22 protein-coding genes are annotated in these 26938 nt (G+C 46.1%); 8 read left to right on the plus strand and 14 right to left on the minus strand.

The window, feature by feature from the left end:
* Positions 1–34 precede the first annotated feature (34 nt).
* From ESB13_RS08985 to ESB13_RS09005, 5 genes are all read right to left on the minus strand, one after another.
* Complete coding sequence (locus tag ESB13_RS08985) at positions 35–649, minus strand: RNA polymerase sigma factor (RefSeq protein ID WP_164974146.1); 615 nt, start codon at positions 647–649, stop codon at positions 35–37.
* A gap of 70 nt (positions 650–719) precedes the next feature.
* Positions 720–2138 carry an SDR family oxidoreductase gene (locus ESB13_RS08990; RefSeq protein WP_129002656.1) on the minus strand — a complete coding sequence of 473 codons (1419 nt, stop codon included), beginning with the start codon at positions 2136–2138 and terminating at the stop codon, positions 720–722.
* A 106-nt stretch (positions 2139–2244) separates the two neighbouring features.
* Positions 2245–3267, minus strand: a complete 1023-nt coding sequence (locus ESB13_RS08995) for an isoaspartyl peptidase/L-asparaginase family protein (protein WP_129002657.1) — start codon at positions 3265–3267, stop codon at positions 2245–2247.
* Positions 3268–3366: 99 nt separating this feature from the next.
* Positions 3367–4548 (minus strand): MFS transporter, encoded by a 1182-nt coding sequence (locus tag ESB13_RS09000; protein WP_220399586.1) that lies wholly within the window; start codon positions 4546–4548, stop codon positions 3367–3369.
* Positions 4549–4638: 90 nt separating this feature from the next.
* Positions 4639–5748: an acyltransferase family protein gene (locus ESB13_RS09005; protein WP_129002658.1), complete on the minus strand. Its 1110-nt coding sequence runs from the start codon at positions 5746–5748 to the stop codon at positions 4639–4641.
* 294 nt (positions 5749–6042) lie between these two features.
* On the opposite strand from ESB13_RS09005, the gene ESB13_RS09010 reads away from it, so the two are divergent.
* From ESB13_RS09010 to ESB13_RS23760, 3 genes are all read left to right on the plus strand, one after another.
* Positions 6043–6579 carry a hypothetical protein gene (locus ESB13_RS09010; RefSeq protein WP_129002659.1) on the plus strand — a complete coding sequence of 179 codons (537 nt, stop codon included), beginning with the start codon at positions 6043–6045 and terminating at the stop codon, positions 6577–6579.
* 188 nt (positions 6580–6767) lie between these two features.
* Positions 6768–7364, plus strand: coding sequence for a DUF4142 domain-containing protein (locus tag ESB13_RS09015; RefSeq protein WP_129002660.1), 597 nt, complete (start codon positions 6768–6770; stop codon positions 7362–7364).
* A 138-nt stretch (positions 7365–7502) separates the two neighbouring features.
* Positions 7503–7649: a hypothetical protein gene (locus tag ESB13_RS23760; RefSeq protein WP_164974147.1), complete on the plus strand. Its 147-nt coding sequence runs from the start codon at positions 7503–7505 to the stop codon at positions 7647–7649.
* Positions 7650–7791: 142 nt separating this feature from the next.
* Here the strand turns inward: ESB13_RS23760 and treZ are convergent, their stop codons facing one another.
* Complete coding sequence (gene treZ / locus ESB13_RS09020; RefSeq protein ID WP_129002661.1) at positions 7792–9561, minus strand: malto-oligosyltrehalose trehalohydrolase; 1770 nt, start codon at positions 9559–9561, stop codon at positions 7792–7794.
* An 18-nt stretch (positions 9562–9579) separates the two neighbouring features.
* The gene (locus ESB13_RS09025) at positions 9580–11199 is read right to left on the minus strand and encodes an alpha-amylase family glycosyl hydrolase (RefSeq protein ID WP_246022478.1); all 1620 of its coding nucleotides are present in this window, start codon (positions 11197–11199) and stop codon (positions 9580–9582) included.
* Between the two features lie 254 nt (positions 11200–11453).
* On the opposite strand from ESB13_RS09025, the gene ESB13_RS09030 reads away from it, so the two are divergent.
* The 3 genes from ESB13_RS09030 to ESB13_RS09040 all read left to right on the plus strand — a co-directional run bounded on the left by ESB13_RS09030 (position 11454) and on the right by ESB13_RS09040 (position 13842).
* A complete protein-coding gene (locus tag ESB13_RS09030) occupies positions 11454–11891 on the plus strand; it encodes a hypothetical protein (protein ID WP_129002662.1) in 438 nt (145 codons plus the stop codon).
* 233 nt (positions 11892–12124) lie between these two features.
* Complete coding sequence (locus tag ESB13_RS09035; RefSeq protein ID WP_129002663.1) at positions 12125–12646, plus strand: GNAT family N-acetyltransferase; 522 nt, start codon at positions 12125–12127, stop codon at positions 12644–12646.
* A 164-nt stretch (positions 12647–12810) separates the two neighbouring features.
* Positions 12811–13842, plus strand: coding sequence for an exo-alpha-sialidase (locus ESB13_RS09040; RefSeq protein WP_164974148.1), 1032 nt, complete (start codon positions 12811–12813; stop codon positions 13840–13842).
* A gap of 61 nt (positions 13843–13903) precedes the next feature.
* Here the strand turns inward: ESB13_RS09040 and ESB13_RS09045 are convergent, their stop codons facing one another.
* The 3 genes from ESB13_RS09045 to ESB13_RS09055 all read right to left on the minus strand — a co-directional run bounded on the left by ESB13_RS09045 (position 13904) and on the right by ESB13_RS09055 (position 19027).
* A complete protein-coding gene (locus ESB13_RS09045; protein WP_129002665.1) occupies positions 13904–15424 on the minus strand; it encodes an FAD-dependent oxidoreductase in 1521 nt (506 codons plus the stop codon).
* A gap of 104 nt (positions 15425–15528) precedes the next feature.
* Positions 15529–15993: a DUF4268 domain-containing protein gene (locus ESB13_RS09050; RefSeq protein ID WP_129002666.1), complete on the minus strand. Its 465-nt coding sequence runs from the start codon at positions 15991–15993 to the stop codon at positions 15529–15531.
* 184 nt (positions 15994–16177) lie between these two features.
* On the minus strand, positions 16178–19027 hold the full coding sequence (locus tag ESB13_RS09055; protein ID WP_220399588.1) for a M16 family metallopeptidase: 2850 nt from the start codon (positions 19025–19027) through the stop codon (positions 16178–16180).
* A 181-nt stretch (positions 19028–19208) separates the two neighbouring features.
* On the opposite strand from ESB13_RS09055, the gene ESB13_RS09060 reads away from it, so the two are divergent.
* Positions 19209–19490 (plus strand): GNAT family N-acetyltransferase, encoded by a 282-nt coding sequence (locus tag ESB13_RS09060; RefSeq protein WP_220399589.1) that lies wholly within the window; start codon positions 19209–19211, stop codon positions 19488–19490.
* Positions 19491–19599: 109 nt separating this feature from the next.
* Complete coding sequence (locus ESB13_RS09065) at positions 19600–20112, plus strand: ClbS/DfsB family four-helix bundle protein (RefSeq protein ID WP_129002667.1); 513 nt, start codon at positions 19600–19602, stop codon at positions 20110–20112.
* 33 nt (positions 20113–20145) lie between these two features.
* Here ESB13_RS09065 and ESB13_RS09070 read toward each other — a convergent pair whose 3' ends face one another.
* From ESB13_RS09070 to ESB13_RS09085, 4 genes are all read right to left on the minus strand, one after another.
* Complete coding sequence (locus tag ESB13_RS09070) at positions 20146–21075, minus strand: hypothetical protein (RefSeq protein WP_129002668.1); 930 nt, start codon at positions 21073–21075, stop codon at positions 20146–20148.
* A 199-nt stretch (positions 21076–21274) separates the two neighbouring features.
* Positions 21275–22492, minus strand: a complete 1218-nt coding sequence (locus tag ESB13_RS09075; protein ID WP_129002669.1) for an MFS transporter — start codon at positions 22490–22492, stop codon at positions 21275–21277.
* A 393-nt stretch (positions 22493–22885) separates the two neighbouring features.
* Positions 22886–23965, minus strand: coding sequence for a family 43 glycosylhydrolase (locus ESB13_RS09080; RefSeq protein ID WP_129002670.1), 1080 nt, complete (start codon positions 23963–23965; stop codon positions 22886–22888).
* A gap of 165 nt (positions 23966–24130) precedes the next feature.
* On the minus strand, positions 24131–26869 hold the full coding sequence (locus ESB13_RS09085) for a DUF5695 domain-containing protein (protein ID WP_220399591.1): 2739 nt from the start codon (positions 26867–26869) through the stop codon (positions 24131–24133).
* Positions 26870–26938: the final 69 nt, after the last annotated feature.

Consider the following 26938-nt stretch of genomic DNA (forward strand, 5'->3'; position numbering starts at 1 on the left):
ACAACGGAAATTTTAAGAAGAGGGACTGTTCTGTTTACATTTTTTTTTCAAAAAAGCGAATAATCAGCAAAACAGACAAGGAAATTCCTGTTTGTTTATATATGAGTGCTTTGATGAATTTCAGGGATATCACCAACTGATCTTTGACGGTATTAGACGACAATCCCAGACTTGTTGCAATTTCCTTATGATTTAAGCCTTGAGAACGGCTAAGTCTGAAAATTTCCTGTCGTTTTGGCGGCAATTGTGCAATGGCCTGTTCAATAAGTTTTGCCAGCTCTTTTGCGCCTAATGCATCTTCTACTGTTTTTTCGTCATGTTGCGCTATTGCAGACAACTGCTGTAATCCTTGCTGCTGCTTTGTTAGCTGGCGCAAGTGAGAAAGTGATAAATTGGAGGCTACCCGGTATAGCCAGCCAACCGGATTATCCATCCGGGCCACCTCTTCCCGGTTCACCCACAAGCGCAGGAATACCTCCTGGATAATTTCTTCCGCAATGATGGAAGAACGTGTGATATTATGGACAAACGGAAAAAGCTTTTTGTTGTAGGCATGAAAAACCATGGCGAAATCGGCTTCCGTGCCGGAAGCGATCTTTTCAAACAACGCTTTTTCATTTATTACAGTCTCAGTATTCTTATCATTCATGCGCATCAGACATGATAAAGATACGTGGTTCCAGGAGAAGCGTTTAGAATTTGTAAAGCCTGGCAAACGGTCAATCAGTAATCTTCTTAATCATTCCATTAAAAATAAAATAGTGAAATGGCAGTACTGAATACCAGTATAACCTGCCAGCTAAACCCAGGGGGCGGAAGGTGGCGGTTTGAAATACGGTATTGCCTTTTATGTGAAATTCAAGCCAGGCTTCACCCGGGAGTTTCATTTCGGCGTAGAGCAGCAACCGTTTTTCTTCGCGGCTGGCATAGATTACCCGCCAGAAGTCGAGGGTATCCCCTACAGCAACCTGGGATTTGTTTTTACGCCCCCTGGTGAGGCCGACCCCACCGAAGAGTTTATCGAGGAAGCCGCGGAAGTTCCAAAGCCAATCGGCGTAATACCAGCCCGACTGGCCGCCGATGGCGAAAATGCGGTCGGCCGCTCTTTCCGGATCTTTGGTTTCCAATGTCTTTTTATCGGTGAACACACCAAACTGGGGCACTTCTAACTGCTTTTCTATCATGTTTTTGGAATAGATGCTACCCATGGCATCTTTCCAGCTGGACAATACCAGGTTCTGTTCTATTTTATCGAATGCAATCCTTATCGCTTCTTTATAGGGGATCAGTTGCACGTTGCATTTCTGCGGCAGCTCATTAGGCCTGGCCACTACATCTACCCGCATACTATCGACCAGGTTGCGGGCCAGCGGGTAAGAAGTAGAGGTCACAAAATATAGCCAGTAGGATGATAGCCGGGGCGTCATTACGGGCACGGTGACGATACGGCGTTTTAGTTTACGTACTTCTGCAAACTGCAGCAGCATTTGTTTATAAGTAAGGATATCGGGACCATAGATATCATAATGTTCACCGAAACTAAACTCCTGCAATAACACCGCGGACAGGAATTCTATGACATTACGGATAGCAATAGGCTGGCATTTGGTATGCAACCACCTGGGAGCGACCATTACGGGGAGCTTTTCGACCAGGTCGCGGATAATTTCAAAAGAGGCACTACCCGATCCTACAATGATACCGGCGCGTAAGGTAGTAAGCGGCGTTCGGCCTGCGCCCAGCACTTCTTCCACCCTCTTGCGGGACGAGAGGTGACCAGATAACTTTTTCCCGTTGATGATGCCACTTAAGAAGATGACCTGCCGGGCGCTTGTATTATCGATTGCGGTAATAAAGTTGCGGGCCGATTGTTCTTCTTTTTGGCTGAAGGCGCCGGCGGTGCTCATGGAATGCACCAGGTAATAAGCAGCATCGATATCAGCGGGTATATTTTTGAGGGTATCAGGGTTTGAAAGGTCAGCTTCAATTACAGTGATCAGGTTGCCGTTACCAAAACGGCTGGTATTAAACGCGGCGGCATTGCGCACGCAACAAACCACGTGATGCCCTTTCTCCAATAATACGGGCAACAACCGCTGGCCTATATAGCCGGTGGCTCCGGTAAGTAATATTTTCATGTGATGCTATTCCTGCATTGTAACACGCAAAAGCCTGCATTGTTAATAGCAGTGAAAAGTATTTACGATGGACGACCGGGGCACAGAGCATCCGGGGCCCTGGTTTCTATTTATACATTTCAACTTTAATCTGTCCGTCTTCCGTTACTGTGCCGCGGAACATACCCTGGGTATTGAAAGGCATGGCAACATTTCCTTTCCGGTCGAGCGCTATCAGGCCGCCGTTGCCGCCCATTTTACCGATCTTGTCAATTACCGTTTGTGCAGCTTCGGCAACTGGTAATTCTTTGTACTCCATAAGATCAGAAACGGTTTTGGCAGCTACCGTTCTTATGTAGAATTCGCCCCAGCCTGTGGCAGATACGCCCACGGTTTCGTTATTACAATAGGTGCCGGCGCCAATAACGGGAGAGTCGCCTATGCGTCCATATTTTTTGTTGGTCATACCACCGGTAGAGGTGCCTGCAGCAAGATTACCGGCTTTATCCAGCGCTACGCAGCCTACCGTTCCAAACTTGTAGTCGTAGTTGATTGTTCCGGCATTGGGTGCAGTGTTGCCGCTATGTTCCAATACAGCTTTGAGCGAGTCTTCTTTTATCGCTTTCTGCAGGCCTTCCCATCTTTCTTTTGTCCGGAAATAAGAAGTATCTACAATCGTAACACCTGCTTCCTTAGCAAACTTCTCAGCTCCGGGACCGGCCATCATAACATGCCTGGATTTTTCCATTACGGCTTTTGCTGCACTGATAGGATTTTTGATGGTGGTGACACCGGCTACCGCTCCTGCCGCCAAATTGCTACCATCCATAATGGCAGCATCCATTTCGTTACGTCCGTCGTGGGTAAACACGGCACCTTTTCCTGCATTAAACAGCGGGTTATCTTCCAGCACGTGAATAGCTGCCTCTACGGCATCGAGGCTTTTACCTCCCTTTTGAATTATCGCATACCCAGCCTGCAAGGCGCTGGTAAGTCCAGCCAGGTAGGCAGCTTCGGCCTGGGAGGTTATATTCTCTTTCAGAATGGTGCCGGCGCCACCGTGAATGACGAGTACATATTTGGTTTGTGCGTGCAGCGTATCACCTAATGCCAGACACAGGAGCAGGAGCAATAGAACCGGTTTTCTCATACAAGTTGTTTTACAATTATACCTGATGGCAATTGCCTACAATATTAAGTATTGGCAACGTTCGTAACGCACCACTTCGTAAATTTTAAAGCTGTCTGACTAGGCGACAGCGCTTTTCTGCCTTCCGGGTTTATACAGGAACTGCAGGTAGATAAGAGAGAGCAAGGTGATGGCTGTACACCAGTAAAAGACAACCGGGATCATTGCAAAGTCTTCAATAAATAAACTACCGGCAAGCAAAGCGCCCAGGCCAATGCCGGCTTCGAGCGCTATATACATGGTGGCCATGGCTTTACCGCGTTGGGCAGGATCGCTTAGATCGGCCGTCCATGCAGTAGCGGTAGGAGAAAGCATACCGGTAGCTATACCATAGACGCCGGAGGCGAACATGAGTAACCAGGAGGTATTTGCCAGCGCGATCATGAATGTTGAGATGGCCAGCAAGGAAAGAGAGATCTTAAGAATGGGTACGCGGCCATGACGGTCGGAAACTTTACCTGCAACAAAACGTATCAGCAGCGAGGTTAGCGTGAAGACCATAAAAAACAAGCCTTTATTGGCCGTTCCCAGGTGCAGGCTCCAATCGGCGATAACAGTAAGAATAGCACCATAGCTTACATAACTAAGAAAGATGACCACTACAGATGGGATCACTCTTTTATCGAAGATGTCGTTTTTTCCAATTCTCAGATGTGCTAACCTGAAGCGCTGCTTATCGGGCAGCGTATCTTTCATATTGGCAAGAATGACAATTGAAAGCAATGCAAAGAGGGAAGAACAATAAAACAGGATATTTATGGAATAGTGTGCAGTAATGGCGCTGCCGATAGCAGGGCCTATGGCCAGGCCTGTGCTGAAGCATACGCCGTGAATGCCCATAGCTTCTCCCCATTTGGTTGCAGGCACCAGATCGGCGACATAAGCTGCGGTTGCCGTGGGTTTAAATCCTGTAGAGAAACCATGCACCAATCTTAGCAGGAGAAATCCAGCCACAGTAGTCAATACCGGGTACAGGAAGCCACATACAAAACAAACGATGGAGCCTACTGCCATAACCGGCACCCTGCCTATGGTATCGGTTAGTTTGCCACTAAAGGGCCTTGAGCCCCCTGCAGTTAGTGTAAACAAAGCAATGATCAATCCTTTATAAGCTGCACCGCCCATATTCGACAAGTAGGCCGGCAATTCGGGTATCAGCATATTAAAACTCGCCGAGAAGAGAAATGAACTCAAACACACGAGACCAAACTGGAGGGTGTAAATAGTATCTTTATTTTTCAATGCCAACGGAACAATTTCTGAGGAATGAGGGCCGAAGTTAGAAAAAATAACGCTGGCCCTGCCGCTGACCTGCAAAAACAAACTCGTATTTTAACCCGCAGACCAGCTATAATTTCTCTTCATCAGCCTAATTCTACAAACAAAAAGATAACTAAAGGCGAAATTCAACAGGAAGATAAAGACTGAGAGAAGCAGAGACAAGGAAACATATGGCACAGCGGGCAACTTAAAAACTTGCCGCAGCGTATACACAAACAGCCATCCAAAAATATTATGCACGAGGAAAATACCAAATACGGTTTGCCGGGGATTGAATTTCTCTATCCACTTTACCGGACCAATTTTACATAGCCCGACAAATACAACCAACGCGTTCATGAGATTAGAGACACGCAGCGAAGCATAAGGATCGACGCTTTTATGCATGGAAAGCAGATTTCCTTCGAAACAAGTTATCACCAGCGTTATAAGGTAAAGCGTAATCCAATGCCACCAGGTAATACGGCTACACCAAGCCATCCAACTGCCAAAGTTCTTATGAACATGAATACCCAGCAACATCACTGAAACATAAGCAAGGAATGCGGTGGTATGGCTTGCATTGAACCAGTTGTAATAGAGATTACAATTATAAAAGATAGTAATACACAGAGAGAGTACAAATAACCAGCTGTCATACAATAACCGCTTTAGTATTATCAATACAGATACGGACACGAGGAAGACGGGTATAAACCAAAAAGAATAATGAAAAACCATCATTTTAAGAATGAGCCCCATTTCTTTTACCAGCTTCATGCTGTCGGAAGGCAACAGTACCGACTGGAATACCGGATCAAAGCATGCGTACATAACGGCAAAAAACAGAATAACGGTAACCCATGGCAGGATGGTAGACCTTAACCTTGACTTCATAAACGTGCCTATCGTATATTCCCGGATCTTCCTGTTCAATAAAAAGCCGCTGATCAGGAAAAAAAGTATTGTACCTGTTTTGCCTAATTCCAATGCAACAGAATGAATGATACTATCTGTTGGGGCGAGCGGAGACTGGCTATCAAGCGGCAAATAAGAATGCCCCCATATTACAGAGGATATGGCAACAAATCGTATGGTGTCGATAACCTCATAACCGTTATTAAGGGTAGCGACTGTGTTGGTTTTCTTCAAGATGACCAGGTTTAAAAACGTCTGAATCATGCTGTTAGAGTTGGGCGCCTCGTTCAACAATCTTCCTTTTCAAAGAAGACGAAATAAAAATATCAACTAAAATAAGTGAATAATATGATCTCAATCAACATGGCGATTTTTTTAAAGAAAATTAAATTACGTGTAAACATCGATGGCTAACACTTGAATAATCCATAGTTGCCAGGGAATCCGGTACTTACCGAGTAATAAGTATGTGCGCACATCTTCACCACATCCCTTCACCCCAAAAAGGCAAAGCCTTTGTTTTTTTCATTTAATATTATGACTTTCAAAATAAACGCTATGACTATACCAAAATTCATCCTCGCCGGAGATTTCATCAATTCACCTGACCAGATTTATGTAGTACACACCGCCTATCCCCAATTTGTTGCAGCGAATTCCAAAAACGGCATGAAGCCGGAGATTGTTGCAGATTTTGTTAAAGATGCCAGTGCAAAAGCAAAAGAGGAAGCGCTTTTGGATGCACAGGTATATTTATTCGATAAAAATCTTTTAGGGCCGGCATATGCTCCGATCGAGCACCTGCCTTCCATTATTTTATCTCATACCCAGGAAGCAGATATTCCTTTTTTTGTTATTGTTACGGAGGCTCCTTATGGCATCTTTGGAATAGAAGCTGTAGAATCTCCATTTCCACGACCGGATCATTTTATTGTATCATTAGCTTATGAAGACTATTTCGGCGCCACAAAGGAATCGCAAAAAAATGCTTGTCTCAACAAAGCTATTAATTATTATTCGATGTGCGAACGCAGTTATTTCGCCACAGAAGAAATCACCGAACTGCTGAAAAGCTTAGGCCATAATAAGGCATAGCGAAGCCAGTTATAGTAAGGCCGGCCAACATATGAAGCATATGATGGCCGGCCTTTTTATGGCACAAACCAACAGTTTGCAGGTGCCTGCAACTGAGGAATTGAATTCCCTACACAGGATTGAAGAAAGGGTAAAGTAAATTGGCCTGCGATTTGAGTAAAGAGAACTGTCTTAACAAAACAAAAACTATGAAAACATTACAAACTATTGCATTTGTAGCCGCAATGGGCTTATTAGGCGCCTGCGGCAATGGCTCGAACAACCAGGATAGTGTTGATAGCGCCAAAGAGGCTAACGACTCTATTATCGACAGCCAGGATTCTTTATCTACTATTTCCACAGCCACACCAGCTGATAAAGCATCAACCGACTTTGCAGTGGAAGCGGCTAACGGCGGTATGATGGAAGTGGAATTGGGCAAACTGGCTCAAACGAATGCTTCCAGTCAGCGTGTAAAGGATTTTGGTTCCATGCTCGTTAAAGATCATAGCGAAGCTGGCGACAAGCTGAAAGCCCTGGCCAAACGTAAGGATATTGTATTACCAGACAGCCTGGGCAATGACGCACAAAAGCATGTTAAAGACTTAAGCAAGAAAAAAGGTAAAGATTTTGACAAGGCCTATATGGACATGATGGTAAGTGACCATAAGAAAGATATCAGTTTGTTTGAAAAGGCATCTAAAGATGCAAAAGACCCTGAACTGAAGGCTTTTGCTGCCGGTACGCTGCCTGTGCTAACGAAACACCTGGACTCTGCAAGAGCTATTAGCGGCAAAAAAGACTAGGCGAGCCACTTTTACCTTCCGGCTCAAAAGCGGTCGTATCGGAATAGTAGTGATACGACCGCTTTTTATCGATGATTGAACCCGCTACACAGTTGGGATGGGAATGATTTTTAGGATGATCAGAAAAAAATGTTAACCATGAAACAAAAACAAACAGTTCCGGTAAGCGCTGTAATGCAAACAGATTACAGCTGGATATTCAGAAGAAGGGCTATCAGGGCCCGCATTTTAGCCGCAGTAACTATTTTATCGCTCAGCTCATTTATCTTTTTCCTGTTGCGATAAACTTATCGGCCTCAATTAAGATCTGGCTCTGCCGTTTTACTTTATTGCGGCAGAGCATAGAATATTATTTGGAATGCCTTTATACAAGCAGCCTATAATGCGAAAACACCGATAAAGGCAGCCGGCAAACCGGAAGCCATTATCAGACAACCTGATACACCCAAACGCTGTACGCAGGAAATGATAATGGCAATGAAGGAGACAGATCGGTTTCCGGCAAATTAGTTAATAACAATTTCCATTCTCCTGTGGGCAAGGTATAAGTCAAAGGCTGATCTGAAAAATTGAATAGGCACAGTAAATGTTGTTCTCCCCTATCGTTCTGGCGGTGTAATACCAGACCTTGTTCACCCAATTGCGTTACATAGATATTGTTCTTATCGAGATTGGTTAGTACTGCATGTTCCCGGCGCAGGGCAATGAGTTGCCTGTACCAGTTGAGCAGGTTGCGGTTGCTGCCGGTATTACGTTTATGCCATTGCAGTTTGCATTCGAGGAAGACATGGGGATCGAGCGCATCTTTGGGTTCCATATCCCAATGAAACGCTTCAAACTCTTTTTTACGACCCTCGCGCAGGGCTTTTCTCAATGATTCATCGGAATAGTCGGCAAAGAAATAAAAGGGAGCGTCTTCGCCATACTCTTCGCCCATGAACAACAGGGGAACATAAGGAGAAAGTATTACAGCTGCAGCAGCCAGCTGCAATTGCGGAAACGAAAGAAGTACAGACCAGCGTTCGCCTCCCGGCCGGTTGCCAACGATATCATGGTTTTGGCTAAAGACGAGGAACTGTTCGCCGGAGATACCTGCAGAAGAAGCGCCATGCCTGCGCCTGCGGAATTTTACATATTCACCGCTGTGAACGAACCCTTCCTTATATGCTTTCGCCAGCTGTTGCATACGTCCGAAGTCGACGTAATATTTTATTCCTTTTTTATCGAGCAATACGTAAAGTGCATGATGAAAATCATCGAGCCACTGCGCATTAAATCCCCAGCCTCCTGCTGACGGATGCTTTACTACATGGGGGCTGTTAAAATCGCTTTCGGCCACGAGATACAACTGCTTACCCAGTTGCTGCTGCCATTGCTGCACCTGCTGGTGACAACAGACCCAGAAATGTGGGGTTTCCCTATCGTATACTTCATGAACGGCATCGGCCCTGATACCATCGATATGATAGTTTGCGAACCAGTGATAAAGGTTATCTGCAAAATAGTGGCATACTTCATCGCTGCAGGGACCATCGAAATTGATGGCATCGCCCCAGGGTGTACGGTATTTGCCGGTAAAGTAAGGAGCGAACTTACCGAGGTAGTTGCCTTCGGGGCCAAGATGATTATATACCACATCGAGAAATACGGCGATGCCTTTCTGGTGGCAGGCATCGACCAGTTTTTTTAATCCCTCCGGGCCGCCATAAGAATTTTGTACCGCATAAATGTACACGCCATCGTAGCCCCAGTCGCGGCTACCGGGGAATTGGTTTACGGGCATCAACTCCAGCGCATTGATGCCGAGCTCTACAAAATCATCGAGCCTTGGAATAATAGCTTCGAAGGTTCCTTCGGGCGTAAAAGCGCCTACGTGCAGTTCATAAAATATAAGGTCTTTGAACGGCAGGCCATGCCAGCCGGCATCGTTCCATCGATAGCTTTGATGGTCTACCAGTTGCGACGGTCCGTGTACCCCTTCGGGCTGGAAATGCGAGCGGGGGTCGGGCGTATCGGATCCGCCTTCGGGGATGTAGTAATAGCGGAGGCCCTGTTCTGCATGGGGAACGCTGGCATGGAAGTAGCCACGTTCGTCTTTCTGCATATCGATCTTTTGCTGTATAGGGTGTACGATGTTAAGGATCATAGATTCTTTCTCAGGCGCCCATACAGAGAAAGAAGACAGTTGTTTTTTCATAGGTAGCACAATTGAAGATTATGGTTCCAGTTCAATAATTATGCCTTCGTCGCCCGCGAGGTTAACAGCATCGGCGACCTGCGTTCCTTCCAGCTCAGGCGAGGTTGCCAATATGATGCGGCCTTTACAAGGCTGCTGCCATGCTTTAAAATAACAGGGACGATGACTAAGATTAAGAATGATCATAAAAGAAGGAGCGTCTTCAGCTTTACGGATATAGGCCAGTGCCTGGGTATCGGCGTGTACGGGTATGTAATTACCGCCGTACAATGCTGGAGATTGCTGCCTTAGCTTAATCAGGCGCTTATACAAATGGAGCATAGAATAAGGGTCCTGTTCCTGGCGTTGTACGTTAATGCGGGAATAATCGGCGGCCAGCCTAAGCCAGGGACGTGCTGTTGTAAAGCCCGCATTAACACTGTTATCCCATTGCATGGGTGTACGTGCCGGGTCGCGGCTAAGATTTTTGTCGGGCATATTCAGTCCCTGCGGGTCCTGCACTTCTTCGAACGGGATAGGCACATCGCGCATACCAATTTCGTCGCCGTAATAAATTGTAGGTGTACCACGCAGCGTTAGCAGCATCATAGCGGCTACGCGTGCCTGCTGGAGGCCTACACGGCTGGTAACGCGCGGCTGGTCGTGATTACCCAGCACCCAGTTAGGCCATGCCCGTGCAGGCAGGGCGCCCTCATATTCATCGATGGAAGCGGCTATCTGGCGGGCATCCCAGGGTAATGATAAGAGCATAAAGTTAAACGGCAGGTGTGCACCATTGTTGCCGGCGCCGTAATACATCACCAGTTTGTTGATGGGCAGGTAAATTTCACCTATCATCATACGTTCGTGGTAAGTATCGAGCAGCTGCCGCATTTTTTGAACGAGCTCATGCACTTCGGGCTGATCGGTTGAATATACGGGCAGTACCTGATCGCAAGTGGGCATATGCGGCAGATAGCCGGGGTTGACGGGGTTATCGCGCAGTTGCTGGTCCTTGATCATATGCCACATGACATCTACCCGGAAGCCATCTACTCCCCTGTCGAGCCAGAAGCGCATGACATTAAGCATAGCTTCCTGCACTTCGGGATTACGCCAGTTAAGATCGGGCTGTTCTTTGAGAAAGGCATGATAGTAATACTGCTGAGTAGTTTCATCCCATTCCCACGCACTACCGCCGAAGGCGCTTAACCAGTTATTGGGAACGGATCCGTCGGGACGGGCATCGTACCAGAGGTACCAGTTTCTTTTAGGATTATCGCGGGAAGAACGGGATTCGATGAACCAGGGATGCTGATCGGAAGTATGATTGGGAACCAGGTCGAGGATCAGCTTCATGCCGGCATCATGTACTTCAGCTATCAGCCGGTCGAAGTCGTTCATGTTGCCGAAAAGCGGGTGGATACCTGTATAGTCAGAGATATCATAGCCGAAGTCAGCCATGGGTGAAGCGTAAATGGGCGACAACCATATAGCGTTGATGCCGAGGGACCTGAGGTAGCCAACACGCCGACGAATACCTTCAAGATCGCCGATACCATCGGCATTGCTGTCTTGAAAAGAACGGGGATATACCTGGTAGATGATATCTTTCTGCCACCACAGGAGCGGGGATTGTTGTGCATTCATGGTTTTCATTTCCCTCGTTATTACACCAACCCTATACCAATTTGTAAAGCGCTTATTTGAAGCGTATTATAACTAAAGTGTTGATGCCTGCCGAAAATTATCTACAGCGTTGAGGCGGTGACAGAGGCAGCAGGTTCACATACACATAATGAGCGCGCCGCCGTGCAGCCAGGGTATTTGAAAGCCAGCGACAAGATGGACCGGCGGGTTAAGCTTACCGGGAAGTAAGGGACCGGTTTTTGCAACAACTCTAAAAAAACCTTATGAAATTACTTCCTTCTGTTATCAGCGGATTAGCCGGATCGGTGGCTTTGACCTTATTACACCAGTGTTTTATAAAAAAAACAAAAGATGCCCCCAGGATGGATGAGCTGGGAATGGATGCACTTAGCCAGACAATTGACGCCTGGGACATACCAGCACCTGAAGAAGAAACACTTTATAAAACAACACTGGCCGGAGATATTGCAGGCAACGCCGCCTATTATGCGCTGGCAGGACTGCAACCCAAACATAGCTGTTTAGCGGGTTCGCTACTTGGTGTAGCTGCAGGCAGCAGCGCTATAATGCTTCCGGGAAAGCTGGGATTGAACCCTGACTACAGCAATGCAACGCCCAAAACAAAGGCACTAACATTGTTATTGTACATTACAGGCGGACTTGTTGCCGGCAGTGTGTACAAGTTGATAGATCGCAAATAGAAAAGGTTATTACTTCCTTAATATGACAGCGCCAGCTGCACAAACATGGGTTTATTTTCTCCGCCGCCTTATAGAATGCATCGCGGATACGGTTTCGTATGCCAACTGCATAAAAGCTACACCTACCTTAACGCCGCTTCTTTGAAATTTATGCGACACCTTTTTTCTACATTTGAAGGAGCATTGCAATACTTCAGATCCTATTACTATCTCAAACACTTGATTAAAAACAGATGAACCAAGTATCCCGCACGCTGTTATCATTGCATTACAGAAGCGCGCTTACAACAGACAGGCAGGCTTTAAAAGCACTTGCCTGGCTTTCGTACAGCGAGTATACGCAGTATATGACGCCGGAGGATGCAGTAAAGCTAAAAACCAATATGCACAGTGATGCCGTTTGGGATAGTATTCTTTCTGTTGCACAAGGTTTTGTTTGCACATGCGAGGACAAGATCGTTGGGATGTCGTTTCTTGTTCCCAGCGGGAATGCCTGGGATATTTTTCAGGCGGAATGGAGTTATATAAGAATGGTTGGTGTAGACCCTGATCTCAAGGGATACGGTATTGCCAGCAGGCTAATGCAGCAATGCATTGCTCATGCGAGATCTACGAACGAAACTATTGTTGCGCTTCACACTTCTGAAAAAATGAATGCAGCAAGGCATATTTACGAGAAACAGGGATTCAAAGTATTAAAGGAAATAGCGCCAAGATTGGGCATAAGATACTGGCTATATACGATGCAACTGTAATCATCGCCCCAGGTTGGGGAGCGTTTTATGGAATGAAAATGAAGGCTTTAGGGCAAAGTGTTGAAAATCAAATAAAAGGAGATATACCCAAAATCGAGGGCATAATTTTTTATGTCTTATCTTGGGGGTTCCGTGAATCAACGGACCAGCTTCATACAGATAAAATGAAAACACATCCGCTAACATTGCTTATCGTTATCCTGGCCGCTTTGCCATTCAGCAGCCAGGGGCAGCTAAACCTTATCAAATTAAATGAAGATTCTATTTTCAGCCGGCCGGTTTTTGAAAACTATAAGGCGCCCTGCCTGGTAGAAACAGGCCCGAACGAGCTTATGTTGTCGTTCTGCGGCAGCTCTTCGCAAAAGAGCAAACAAACGGCTATCTGGTTAATGAAATATAGCGGCAAAAGATGGAGCCGGCCCTTCCGGATTGCCGAAGGCAGCAGCAGCGACAGCATCCGGTATATCTGTTCCAATCCTGTGATGTTCAGATGTGGAAGCGGTAAAATGTTCTTATTTTATAAAGTAAGTTCAGATGAAAAGAATTGCTGGGGTATGTTACGCACCTCTGACCGGAAAGGGAAGAAATGGTTTGAGGCAGCCCGTTTGCCGGAAGGCGTATCGGGGCCATTTGCCGGCAAACCTTCGCAGTTAAAGGATGGCACTATCATGTACCCTTTGGTGCGGGAGCTACCCAATAAAAAATGGGGCATTTTTATAGAAAAGACCTGCGATCAGGGTAAGACATGGTCGAATAGCTGTATAGATTCAACGTGCGCCTTTCCGGTTGTTCAATCCAATATACTTTGTTACAATCCGGACAAAATACAGATGATATGCCGCGGCGGCGAAAACTACAATCTTCAATGCCGCTCAGACGACAACGGCAGTACCTGGATGAGAGCCGACACCAATCACCTCCCCGGGCCTTATTCAGAAGCGGATATTATTACCTTACACAGCGGATGGCAACTGATGGCCTACTGCAAGGATGGTCAGCTTAAATTAGCGTCGTCCCGGGATGGGCTGAAATGGCAGGAGGTGGCAGAACTGGAATGCAGCAATCCGTGTAAAGCGGGCTTTCCTTCTCTTCTGCAAACACAGGACGGCAATATACACGTTACCTTCACTAATGATCAACGCAATATTAAGCACATCGTTTTCCAGGAAAGGAGAACAGAAATTGCGGCCCTGTAACAAAGGCTGAATCAGCGCCTTTGTTACAGACCATTTTATCTTTCTACCAGGCACTATAATATTAATCCAGAGAAAGTTTTTCCAGATCGAGATCGGCCGGACCGGTGATCGCCTTACCATTAAAATCGTAGCGGGCGCCATGGCAGGGACAATCCCATGACTTTTCTGCTGTATTCCACTGCACTTCACACTTCATATGCGTGCACACGGGGCTTATTGCATGTAAAGCGCCATTCTCATTTTTATAGAGTGCTATTTTATGATCTTCGTATTTTACGATTTTAGCTTCACCATGCGCCAGTTCTGCCAGCTGGCTGATCTTTTCGCCGGAGAAAAGCTTTCCTAAAAATAATTTTACAACATCTGCATTATGGGAAACAAAGTTGGTAAAGCCAGCAACAGGTTTAATACGATTAGGATCCAGTAAACGTTCAAGCGCCGGCTTCTCTCCCATTATGATGCCTTTAAGCAATTGCGCTGCTACATGGCTATATACCATCCCATTTCCACCATAACCGGTAGCGACATAAATGTTATCCTGCTGACCTGGCAAATAACCTATATACGGAAGGCCGTCAGCAGGCTCGAAATATTGGGAAGACCATCGGTAATTAATTTCTTTTACTTTAAAGTGTTTGCGGATATGACTTTCAAGATGTAGCAGGCACCGATTGGTGTCTTCTTCTTTGCCGGTACCATGATCTTCGCCTCCTGCAATAAGATAGTCATGTCCATTAACATGCTGGGTACGGTAGTAGTGATAAGGATCGTACATATCGTAACTCAAGTCGTTAGGATAAGTGCCGTCTTCCAGGGTTGCTGCTATAGCGTAGGAACGGTAAGGTACGCAGCGCAAATGTAAAAGATTTACTCCCGGAGGAATATGTGTAGCATAGATAAGATGACCGGCGGTAAAATCCCCCCTACCCGTATTAACAACAAGCGGAGAACCAGAAACGACGCCGGTAACCCTGGTATCCTGAAGTATAATGCCTCCTGCCTCTTCGAAAGCTTTTGCAAGACCAAAGACATATTCCAGCGGGTTAAATTTAGCCTGACCAGCAACTTTTATCGCTGCTACAAAAGGCAACGGTACGGGAATGGCATTCGTGTCGTGGATGCTTAAACCTGCGTCTGCGGAGGCTTTTTTTATGTCCTGCAGTTCTTTTTCCTGCTCTTCGTCCTGTGCAAACAAAAACGCATCAGCATCTTCAAATCCGCAGCTGATATGGTAGCGGGCGATGTTTGTTTTTATCAGGTCAATCGCAGTTTTAACAGCTGCAGCTATATTGCGGGAAGCTTCTTCTCCGAAATTTTTGGAGATAACGGTATAGGGAGTGTCGAGCAGCGTATTCAAATGAGCTGTGGTACCTCCCGTTGTTCCAAAGCCAATGTTGGCTGCTTCTATTACAAGACATTTCAATCCCTGTTCCTGAAGCAAAAGCGCAGTACTTAAGCCGGTAATGCCGCCACCCGTTATAATACAGTCGAATATAACATTGTCATTTACCGGATTCACCGGAAAATAGGGTTCAATAGTATGCTGCCATAGGCTAGTGCTGGCTCCATCTCTGTTTATCATGTGTTTATAGTTTAGCAGCTATACCACTTCAAACACCTTGCCGTACTAACCGGGAAAACGCCCCATTCCGGCTGCTTGAACCGGAAAAGGAATATGCCAATAACTTAGAGAAACTCTTCGAATCCATACCGGGCCATACTCCAGAAGGCATCCAGCGCTATGATGCGTTGCTTTAAAAATGAGATCATCGCCGGCCAGTCTTCTTTACGGTGGATACTTACGTTCGCCAGCGTTTTACTAACGGCGTCAATCGTTTTCCCCCATTCATCGGTGAGGTTTTCCTGCCAGTCCCACATCTCTCCCTGTAATTCTTCTTCCAGCATTGCTTTCATCTGGGTAAGCCTTTGATATTGCAGCACGCGGAGGCTGGCATCTTTGTGTGAGCATGTGATGGCAATGCGGGTATGTTTATGATCGGCATCCATTTTAAACTGAATGCCGGGAATACCTGTTTTATAATTCACCCAGCTCACAGCTGTGCCTTCTGCAGATAATACAGGCTGCATATACCGGCCAAAGGTGGTCCAGAAAGCCTGTTTTTGCCGCGATATATCCTCTTTTGTGTACATATGCTGCCTTCTATATTAAACACTCAAATGTATACAAATAAGAAGCCATTCAAAAGGAATTGACTCTTGCAGAATATTTATGCAATTCTTTTATAAGGAGATCTTCCATGCAAGCGTTTAAATTGAAAGAGGCCGTATCACACCTATGATACGACCTCTCTGCTCATTCATTCAAGTTTGCTTATTACTTAGCACTTTCAGGCAACAACACAAAAGTGATATAGTTGCTGGTGTTCAGGTAAAGGGCTGCCGACTGTTTTACCTGTTCGGCTGTTAGTTTATTGATCAGCGCCGACTGCCTGCCGATCATATCCAATGGTTCTTTGTTTTGCAACTGGCTCGATAAATAAGTAAGCCAGAAACGATTGGTTTGAGTAACAGTGCCAAGCGTATTTAACGACTGCGCTTTAAACTTTTCCAGGTTTACGGTAGCAGGTCCATCTTTGGCCAAACGTGCTACTTCGTCGAGCGTTGAGGCGATCAGTTTTTGTACGTTCTGCGGAGAGCATCCGAAACTGATATTGATGGCATACCTGTTCTGCGGGTATTTACTTTGCGCAGCACTTACAGAAGGGGTATACACGCCGGATTCTTCTTCACGCAAACGCTCCAGCAGTCTTATATTCAGCACTTCGGCCACCGCTTCCATCGCCATATTATTCTCTTCAGAATAATTATAAGTGCCATTAAATACCAGGCGTACAGTTGCCTTATCTTCTTTTCCTTTGTATACCTTTTTCTCCAACATGCCGGCAGGTGGGTGAATGCCCAGTTCCCTGACATCCTGGTTGTGATGCGTTGCCGGTAATGCAGCCAGATAGTTTTCCATCAGAGGTTTGAATGTTGTAGTATCTATATTACCTACAAATACAAACGTGAAGGCAGCAGCATCAGCAAAGCGGGCTTTATAGAACTCCAGGCAGGAATCCAGCTGTATCTGGTCGAGCATTTCAACGGAAGGCGCCTTACGACGGAAATGGTAGTTTCCTAATACTACATTCATAGTATCGGAGAAAACACTGTTGGGGTCATTGGCCCTGTTGATGAGCTGAGGACGTGAGCGGTTCAGGATGCTTTGAAATAATGCGGAATCTTTCCGTGGCTGGGTAAAATACAGGTAAATCAATTGCATGGCTGTTTCCAGGTCTTCGGGAGCAGCACTGCCGTTAACGCCTTGCGTCCTGTCGCCGATAAAAGGTTTTACGCCAACCTGCTTGCCGGTAAGATATTTACCTAAAGCAGTATTGTCAAAGTCGCCCACACCTGCGCTTCCTATAATACCCGATGCGTTGACAGCCGATTGAAAGCCTTTATCGGAGCTGAGAGAAGTTCCGCCTGGGGCAAAGGCGCTGAAACCAATTTCATCATTCTTATAAGAGGTAGGCTTTACAACCACTTTCACGCCATTGCTCAGTGTATACATTATCCCTGCAACATCTTTCAGTTGGGTTTGAGCCACTATACGGCCCGGTGCGGGTTTTGCGGGCAACAGCACAGTACCCGCAGCTTCGTCTTTATAAGCAGTAATATTCTCCCTGCTTACTTCCTGTAACCAGCGGCTAAACGTCGCCGAATCGGGTAAGCCGGCTTTATCTTTTCCGGGAGCCATAATAATCACATCCCTGTTGGTGGCTTTGATATAAGTAGCAGGCACTTTGTTCACATCAGCCAGTGTAATACCCGGCAACAATTGTTTAACCAATGCCAGCTCATAATCTATTCCGGGAGCTGCGGCGCTATCCAGAAAATATTGCTGGTATTCTTTCACATAATTCTCAGAAGGAGTTTTACTCTTCTCCTTCCACGACGCGGTGTAACTGGTGAGTACATTTTGTTTTGCTCTTTCCAGTTCCGATTGGGTAAAGCCAAAACGTTTTACGCGTTCTATTTCGCGCCATACAGCTTTCACACCAGTTTCGAGTCCGCCTGTATTATTAACCCTGGCGCTGGCGCTGAAAAGCTGCAATCCGCCCATAAACGGCTGAATACCTACTCCCCCCTGGATGAACGGAGGCTGAGGCTGTTTATAATACTCCGCATAACGCTCGCCCATCATTTGGTTGAACAGCTGCTTTACTACTGCTTTGCGATAGTCAACATCCGTCACCAGCTTTTCTTCAGGCTGCTTCCATAATATTTCAGCGGAGGTAGTAGTATTTTCAGGATCTGTAGCAATCAGGTATTGGTCTTTTCCTGTAAGGGGGATGGTATAACGCGTGCGCTTCTTCAGCGACACAGGATTTTTGAGTGTGGCAAAAAGTGATTTCACCATCTTTTCCGTTTCGGCCACATCAATATCTCCTACTACCACAAGCGCCTGCTGATCGGGCCTGTACCAGTCGCGGTAAAATGCACGCAGGGTTTCAGGTTTACCATAAAGCAATACCGTATCTATACCAATCGGCATTCTATCGGCATACCTGGAATGATTCAGGAGCTGCGACCAGTATTGTTCGCGCATTCTTTCATCGGCGCCTTTGCGAAGGCGTTTTTCTTCGATGATAACGCCTCTTTCCTTGTTTATTTCCGTTTCATCGAGCGTAGCTTCCTGGGCCCAGTCGCGCATGATCCGGAAACCATTTTTTAACAATTCCTTGTCTTTGGTAGGTAAGGGCAACTGGTAAACAGTTTCATCGAACGAGGTGTACGCATTCAAGTCGGCACCGAACCTTACCCCTGATCTTTCGAGATAATCGACCAGCTCATTTTTAGGAAAATTTTTGGTTCCGTTGAAGCTCATATGCTCGATAAAATGAGCCAAACCTCTTTGTTCTTCCGTTTCCAGGATAGAACCAACTTTGTTCACCAGGTAAAGGAGCACTCTTTCTTTGGGCTCCTCGTTATGCCTGATAAAGTAAGTAAATCCATTAGGAAGTTTTCCGATACGAACCGCGGTATCCAGCGGTAATACTTTTGCAACGGGCACTCCGGCTGCTTTGGACGCTGTTTTCTGAGCGAGAACCGGCGTAGAAGCCAATACAAAACCAGACAACATTACAAGCAGAGATCTGCCATGCAGATTTTTTGCATTCATTTGATTAATTCTTTGTACTTGGAACAAATATAGTATTATCACCAATAGTTTCATCCGGGGGCAATACGCAGTTAACATACGGCGTAAGAATACTAAGTTGTAACTTCACCCGTATCACCCCGGAAATAAAACTCCATGCAGCAACAAGGCAGCATTGGTTTTCCGGCAAAAATCTTTGATCATGGAAATACTACACAAGGACGATGGTAAAAGAGGCATGTTTTACATTGAAGCAGACGGCAAACCGGAAGGCATCATAGAATATGTATGGGCAGGTTCGCAAAAGCTTATTATTGAGCATACGGAAGTAGGAGAAAAGCTGAAGGGCCAAAGCGCTGGGAAGAAACTAGTGAACAGCGTAGTAGAATTTGCGAGAGAAAAGCATGTGAAAGTGCAGCCGCTTTGCACATTTGCGCACGCGGTATTTGAAAAGACCCCGGAATACAGCGATGTAAGGTTCTGATAGGGGCATGCGGCTATTTACGATAAGTTTATCTTTACCCCGCAATACAGCGAAAGCGCAACAACAGCCCTACAGGACTTTGTGTCGTATGAACACTTAAAAAATACCCATGGCAGTTCCCACCAGCAAACCGGAGTTAATTCAGGCAATCGTCACTAATTATGACAAGCTCAGAAAAGACCTTTCAGACATTACACCTGAAGCAGCAGAAAAAAAAGAGCTGGAAGGGCATGCAGCCGGTACAGTAATGAGTATCAACAATCTTGTTTCTTATCTGCTGGGCTGGGGAGAGCTGGTATTAAAGTGGAACAGGAAAAAAGACAACAACGAAGCTGTTGACTTTCCGGAAACAGGTTACAAATGGAATGAACTTGGTAAGCTTGCGCAAAAGTTTTATGCCGATTACGAAAAAGAAGATTACAACAGCCTGCTGGTAAAACTGGATAAAAACGTGGCTTCTATTCTTTCTCTTATCGAAAGCAAAAGCAATAAAGCACTTTACGAAGTAAGCTGGTACGAGAAGTGGACATTGGGGAGGATGATACAATTTAATACAGCTTCTCCCTATACCAACGCAAGAGGAAGAGTGCGTAAATGGAAAAAAGCAAACAACCCCGTCTAGCGGGGTTGTTTGAGCAACTTCTTGTTTTACGGATCATTCGTTTTCATTGCCTTCTCCCTGCATGGAAAGCCCGCCCATCATAATGCCCATCAGTTTCATTCCATATTCCATTACATTGCCGCCGGCGAGATCGTATAAGGGTTCTGTTTTGCGAACTGCAAGGGCCGTATCGTTTACACTGGCTTTTTTCACGTCAACCACTTCATATACCATGGCAGGCGTATCATTCTTATCGAAATAGATATCTATGCGCATAACGCCGTTTTTCTCCGGGAGGTAATAAGGGTGAGAAAAGTTGATATCCGCGGGTAATGCCGCGCTGGAATATACCACCAGCTTCTGCAACGTCATGGCAGGCATACCAGGTACAGCAGCTTGTTTATTGGCGCCAGGATTTTTAGGTGTATAAACCGATTTTGTACAAGTATAACCTGCTACCGATACCGTACCAGGCAGTTTTTCTATGATATATTCATCAGCATTCACCAGCTTATCGCCTGCAAACAAAGCGGCGTAACCAGCCGAAGGTTTGTAGGTGGCAGTAGCATTATTGCTGGTGTCGGTAAGTGACCCGGTATAGATATAGGCATCGTCTTTACCCCTGTTATGGTAATGGGCTATTTCATAACCAAGTCCCCTGGTTCTTGCAACCGTTACATCTCCTTTTATGGTGATGGTACCTTTGGGCGGCGTCATCATTATTGCCATGCCCATCATGGGATTTGCTTCGGTAAGTTTTTTCAGGCGTTCCAGGTCTTCTTTCGATAGTTTTTTATAGGCGTCTGTTATTTGCTGTTTAATATCGCCTTTACTGTAGTCGATGTTTTCCGTTATTACGCTCAGATCAACACCTCCTATCAAGACTTTGGTGGTAAGTGTTCCTTCAAAAGGCGGGTCGCCGGCCAAGGCAACCGTAACTGTTATCATAACAAGCAGTACGGCAACAACAATTTTCTTCATCATGTTTCGATATTAATAGATTAAGCAATAAACCCCGGAACCATCCGGAACAGAAGTTTTCGTTTTCTATCAAAATTCAACCCAAAGTGTTGCTGTCTGCGTTTATGCAGGTTAAATATTTTTTACGTTTAAAAGTGAAAATCAGCGGGCATACACATTACACCCGCTCTCATGTACAGTTCTGGTTCCCGGGCAGCCCGGCTTATATAGCGGCGGGAACGGCAGTCTGCTTACGCCTTCGTTGTTTCACTACATATACCACAATTACACCTAGCAATACCGATGCTACAAAGTACCGGAAGGCCATATCGTTTTGCGTGGCAATAACGCCTACGGAAGAGATGAGCACGCTTGAAGCAGAAGTTATCACGTATACCATTCCGCCAAGCAACCCGCCTGCAAGTCCTGCATTTGCCGGGAAATACATCATGGTATCTGTGAAAAAGATATTATACAATAAGCCTGAGCAAATATGAATGAAGAAAGCAAATACTATAAAACAGATAAGGCTCTCACCTATCCTGCCTGCCAGCAATAAGCCTATTATCAGCGCCAGCTGGATCCGGGACGCCAACGCCACCTTCTTTTCAAAGTTCATATTAACCAGCCTTCTGCCGGTAAAGCCTCCTACCATCCAGGAAAAGCCCAGCACCAGCGTACAATAGCCAACCACCACGGCGTTGTAACCAAAGCGTTTCTCCACAACGAACGGCCCGGAGATATTAAATACCAATACCACCGTATAACTCAGTCCCAGGATAATAATCCCCATAATAAACAGCCTGTTGCCTAACATCATACGATACTGGCTGATGACATTTCCCAAACGGAAAGGTTTCTTTTCCGCGATTGTTTCGCCGCTGTATATTAATTCCAGCACCAGTAATATCACCGCATAAAAAGCCAGGAAATAGAAGTTTGCCTGCCATCCGAACAGCTTTTGCAGGTAGCCGCCCAGGAAAGGCGCAACAATAGGACCGCAGGACCATACAATGGTAAAGTAACTGAGGTAATGCTTACGCCGCTCACTATCGTACAGGTCTACAAAAAAAGCACGTTTTGCCACTACCAGTATAGCTGTTGCTATTCCCTGGATAATCCTCAGCCAGTAAATGAGCAGAATGGAGTTGGAAATACTGATCCATAAACTCGATACCACCAATATTCCCAGCGCCAGCAAAGCGGGTTTATACCTGCCAATGCTATCCAGCACACTACCAACAAACAACTGGGCGATGCCATAGCTTAAAAAGAAAAATGTGAGTGTAAGTTGTATATCCTTCTCGCTTCCTCTTAAAGCTGCCGACATGGAAGGCAAGGAAGGAAGATATATGTCGGTAATAAAACCGGAGAGTGGTATTGAAATAAATGCCAGTGTTGTTGCTATTTTCTTTCTTTTCAGCGAAGCCTGTCTTAACATAGTTCAGTTTTAATTGTAATAACCGGTACAAAATTACTGGTAGCAGGCAAACCGCTATTATACAATTCAAACAAGATTATTCATTATTCAAACAAAAATAGCTATTTAACAAATTTTAAAAATAAACAATTCAAACAAAACAACATAACATACGGCTATTATTTCCGTTTGGCGCGCCCCGGGGAGCCCTGCCGGGCAAGTGCGATACAAGTGCGATACAGGTGCGATACAAGTGCGATGCATCTGCGGTTAAGGTACACTCATGGTATACCTTTGGATAGTTGCTCGCCGGTCAAAAGCTATAATAACAAATGGGACCGGCCATTGCAATTGGCCAGTCCCATCTTCAGGCCCGGCGGGTATATAACCGGGCCGGCATTCATTTATCCTGTTCTACTTTTTCTTTTTAGCCCGATATTTTGCGGGGAGCTTTACAGGTTTAACGCCCTCATGCGTTGGTTGTACACGGACAATATGCCCTTGCTCATCAAATTTCATCACATCAATGCACACCTCCCTGTTGTAACCGGCCGAAGGCCCCATCTTAATTCCATCGGGATAAGAAAAGCGGTGATACACGATATACCATTTATCGCTATCGGGCAGTTGAAGTACAGAATGGTGGCCTGTACCATAAATACCTGCGGCGGTATCTTTAGCTATCACCAGGTTATCGTTGGGCATCACTATTTTACCCAGAGGGCCATCGGCAATACCATAATGCACCTGGTAGTCGGGGCTGCGCGTATCGTTCTGTGACCAGGAAAAGTAATATTTGCCATTGCGGTAGAAGACATAAGTTCCTTCGTTATAAGCCCTGCAGGGCGTGAGCAGTTTAGTGGTACCGGGTACCAACGATACCATATCTTCATTCAGTTCGGCACCGGCCATATATCCATTGCCCCAGTAGAAATAGCTTTTCCCGGTTTGCGGATCGGTAAAAACATCGGGATCAATCTGCTGGCCGCGGGTAACACCTTCGGGGAAACCTTCTATCAGGGGCTTTCCACTGTCTACAAACGGGCCGGCCGGATCATCGGCAACGGCAACGCCTATTTTTTTGGCAGCAGTAAAATAGTAGAAGTATTTATAAACGCCATTGATCTTCTTTTCTATAATGCAGGGGGCCCAGGCATTTTCATGCGCCCATGTTACATCTTTTTTCAGATCGATAATCACCCCTTCATCTTTCCAGTCGGTAAGGTCCGTAGAAGAAAATACCTTGAAATAAGTTCCCGACCAGCCAGTAAACCCATCACTGGTAGGATAAATGTAAAACTTGCCTGTTTTATGGGAATATAAGATATCCGGATCGGCATACAAACCTTTTAATGCAGGGTTATGACTGCCAGGTTTTTTAAGATTAACAGTCTGGGCAGAAGCAGTGGTAGCCTCCTGCGCCTGTAACGTGTTCATCCCCCCGCATAAGGCAGCCAGTAATAGTGAGGCAAACAATCTGGGTTTAGTGTTCATGTGCAATCGCTTGATTTTAAAATTAGATTTCAATAGTACCCGGCATCCTCAACTTAAGCACACCAATTACCAGGCATGAAGCTAAGTGTTTTGTGATTCCCGATAAAAGTAAGTGTCATTTTAGGGGGCAAAGGGGGCCTTTTTAGGAATTATAGGGGGACGAAATCACACAGGACGTAAAACCAGCTTAACGGCACCTTTCGTGAGCGGTATTATCCAGTTACCATTTTTAATGCTGTATTTACCTGCAGGTTCATATCCCGTTCTTCCTGTTACACTTGCCGGCTGTTCTATTTTTAAATAGGCGTTGGGTGTGGTATCAGCAGCACCATCCAGGATGATGGTCACCTCTCCGCTCTTGACATTATAAGATACGTTATTGATAGTACCGGCGGCAAACGACAACCATAGTCCTGCCGGCGCCAGGTAAACAGCATTACGCGAAGCGGTTGTGGGAGTCACTTCTACCCTATCTTTATTTTCTTTCAGGTTGCCACCAAAGGCCAGCCAACCCAGTTCTGCATTTTGTGTTATATAGGTAGCGCTGTTAACCGCGTATCCATAGAAACCTGAGCCATAATCGCCCGAAAGGCCGTCGTTCTCCAGCGTATTGGGAAACGAATGGAAGGCACAGGGTGCAAACCCGTCTTCGGTAATGGTTGAGATACCTCCCAGCACACCGCCATAAGCTACCCTGAGCATATACAGATCATTGGGCTTACGCCTGTATTCCTGTAACAACGGGATGGCATTCAGCTCCGAACCGTAGTGATGGATCATGCGCTCGATGCGAGAAAGCTTACCGCCATACAGGAAATCCCAATAGCGGCGGGCATTGCCGTTATAAGCCCAGCTGGGTACCGAGGGGGTATATGCGAGGATGGCCTTAATAGTAACTTCTGCCTTATCAACGAAACCGAAGAACAGCGACCATACATATACCTCTTCCTGTCCCGTAGAATCCCAGGGCATTTCGCTCCCGAAAGGATATTCCAGCTTACTCCAGTGAATCGCTCTCTTCTTCATTTCCGCCTCCAGCGTTTCTGCTTCTTTCGTCATGCCCTCAGCTTTCAGGTCTTTTAAGATCAACAGGAAAACAGAGCCCTCCATCTGCCCGAACTGCGCGTAATAAGGCGCATGTTCTACCATAGCCATAGCAGTATGAAAAGCATTTGACAAATACCAGTTCCAGCTATGGTTTGTGACCATTTGAGTGTGATATTTCGCCAGCCGGTATAATACCCAATGCGCGGCCGCCACATGCGGATAGTTATAGGAACGTTCTATCGATTCCGCTTCTTTACGCGGCCATGCCGACCATGTTTTGAAATTGATATCGGCGCTATAAGTGCCGGGCGGCATCAGTGCAGGTTCGTAGTAAAACAGGCTCTTGCGTACGCCATATTTTTTATCGCCGCTGCTTAATTGTATATGTCCCCAAAGCGTTTGATCTACAAACGACTCCAGCTTACGGACCTGTGTTTTATCGGGCAATACCAATTGCTTCATGGTAGCGCCCAGCCAGCCGCCGGCGCCTCCTTCATCACTTAAACCCGCGATCCATGCACGGTTATCCTGGGTTACCTGCTGTTTCTTTTCATTATCATAACTTATCACGGAAGGACTGCGATGGAAGGTATCGTTATTGTTCACATACCATTGCTGGTTGGTAAGAAAATTACCATAATCACGGATCACTTCTTTTTCCGGTTTAATCACTTTATACTGGATCGTTTGCACCAATCCATCTTCATAAGTTACCGTAAGTCTTGCACGGCCCCAGGCGATCCCCTTTACATCAAAGGCAGTCCATTGCCGATGAGGGGCTTTCGCCGCCTTTACCTGCAAAGCATTTGCAGGGCTCACCTCAACAGATCGTACCCTGGCTTTATATTGCAGGAACAGCCTGGCATTTACATCCTGTGGCAGTACATATCCTGGTATGCCCACTGCCAGCGGACGCTGGTGTGCTGCCAATGCGGCTTCAATATCCTTAGGCCCGCCGCAAAGCACCAGCTGAACGCCATAACTGCGGCTTTCCCCGGGTTTTAAGACAGCGGATGAAGGTTCGTTCCAGGGATTTGTTTTTTTCCATTCCGTTTCTGCATAGGCCTTGCTATGCACCATCCATTCATAAAAACCTTCGAAGACAATGCCACGTGGTGTAGGATCGTCCAATAAGGGATTATATGCTTCAAATGGTGTTTTCCCGAAAGGCAATACCAGTAAAGAGGGCTTTTCGCCACTAAGCCTGGTTACCTGCAAATAACCCGCATCCCTGCCGGTATAGGGGTCATAAAATACATTGCTGGCATGCGCCTGTTCCAGGCTTTTTCCTTCGAGCAGGTTATTGAAGATCATGGGAATTCCTAAAGCTCCTATTTCTACCGTTGCATTTGTTTTATTGGTTAATTCGAAACGAAGTACCAGTACATTATTTTCAAGCTGCCAGTAGCGCTTCACCTGCACAGGAATAGAACCGGGCAGCGTAGCCGACAGATCGGCCGCCGCCAGCACATTACCGCCTGCTGCCAGCGCCTGCACCGGCTTACGATCGGCCGCAGTGGCGTAATTGATCCAGTCACCGCCGCCACTGCGTAACCTCAGGTTCAGGTCTCCCAGATGATACATGCCATTGCTGCTGCGCACCTTTATGCTGTCGCCGGGCGTAAAATCGAAGCCAGGGAGCATAACAGGTTTTAAAGCCGCTACTGTTTGCGACGACTTCACAAGTGACAAAAGAAACGAAGGTGTTTTAAATTCCGTTACCCCCTGCTCCCATCCAAGTGTAGCGGAACGTTGTGCCAGCCGCTGCCAGGGAGATTGCTGTGCCACTGTTGCAACCGGGAACATTCCAATGAAGCCTGCACAGGCTGCAAACACAAGTATTCTCTTTAGTAACATGCCTCTGTTTTTTAATATACAATAGTAGCAAAAGCCATCTTACACGAAACTACCAGAAACATACAGCGG

The sequence above is a fragment of the Filimonas effusa genome, from assembly GCF_004118675.1.
Taxonomy (GTDB): Bacteria; Bacteroidota; Bacteroidia; order Chitinophagales; family Chitinophagaceae; genus Filimonas; species Filimonas effusa.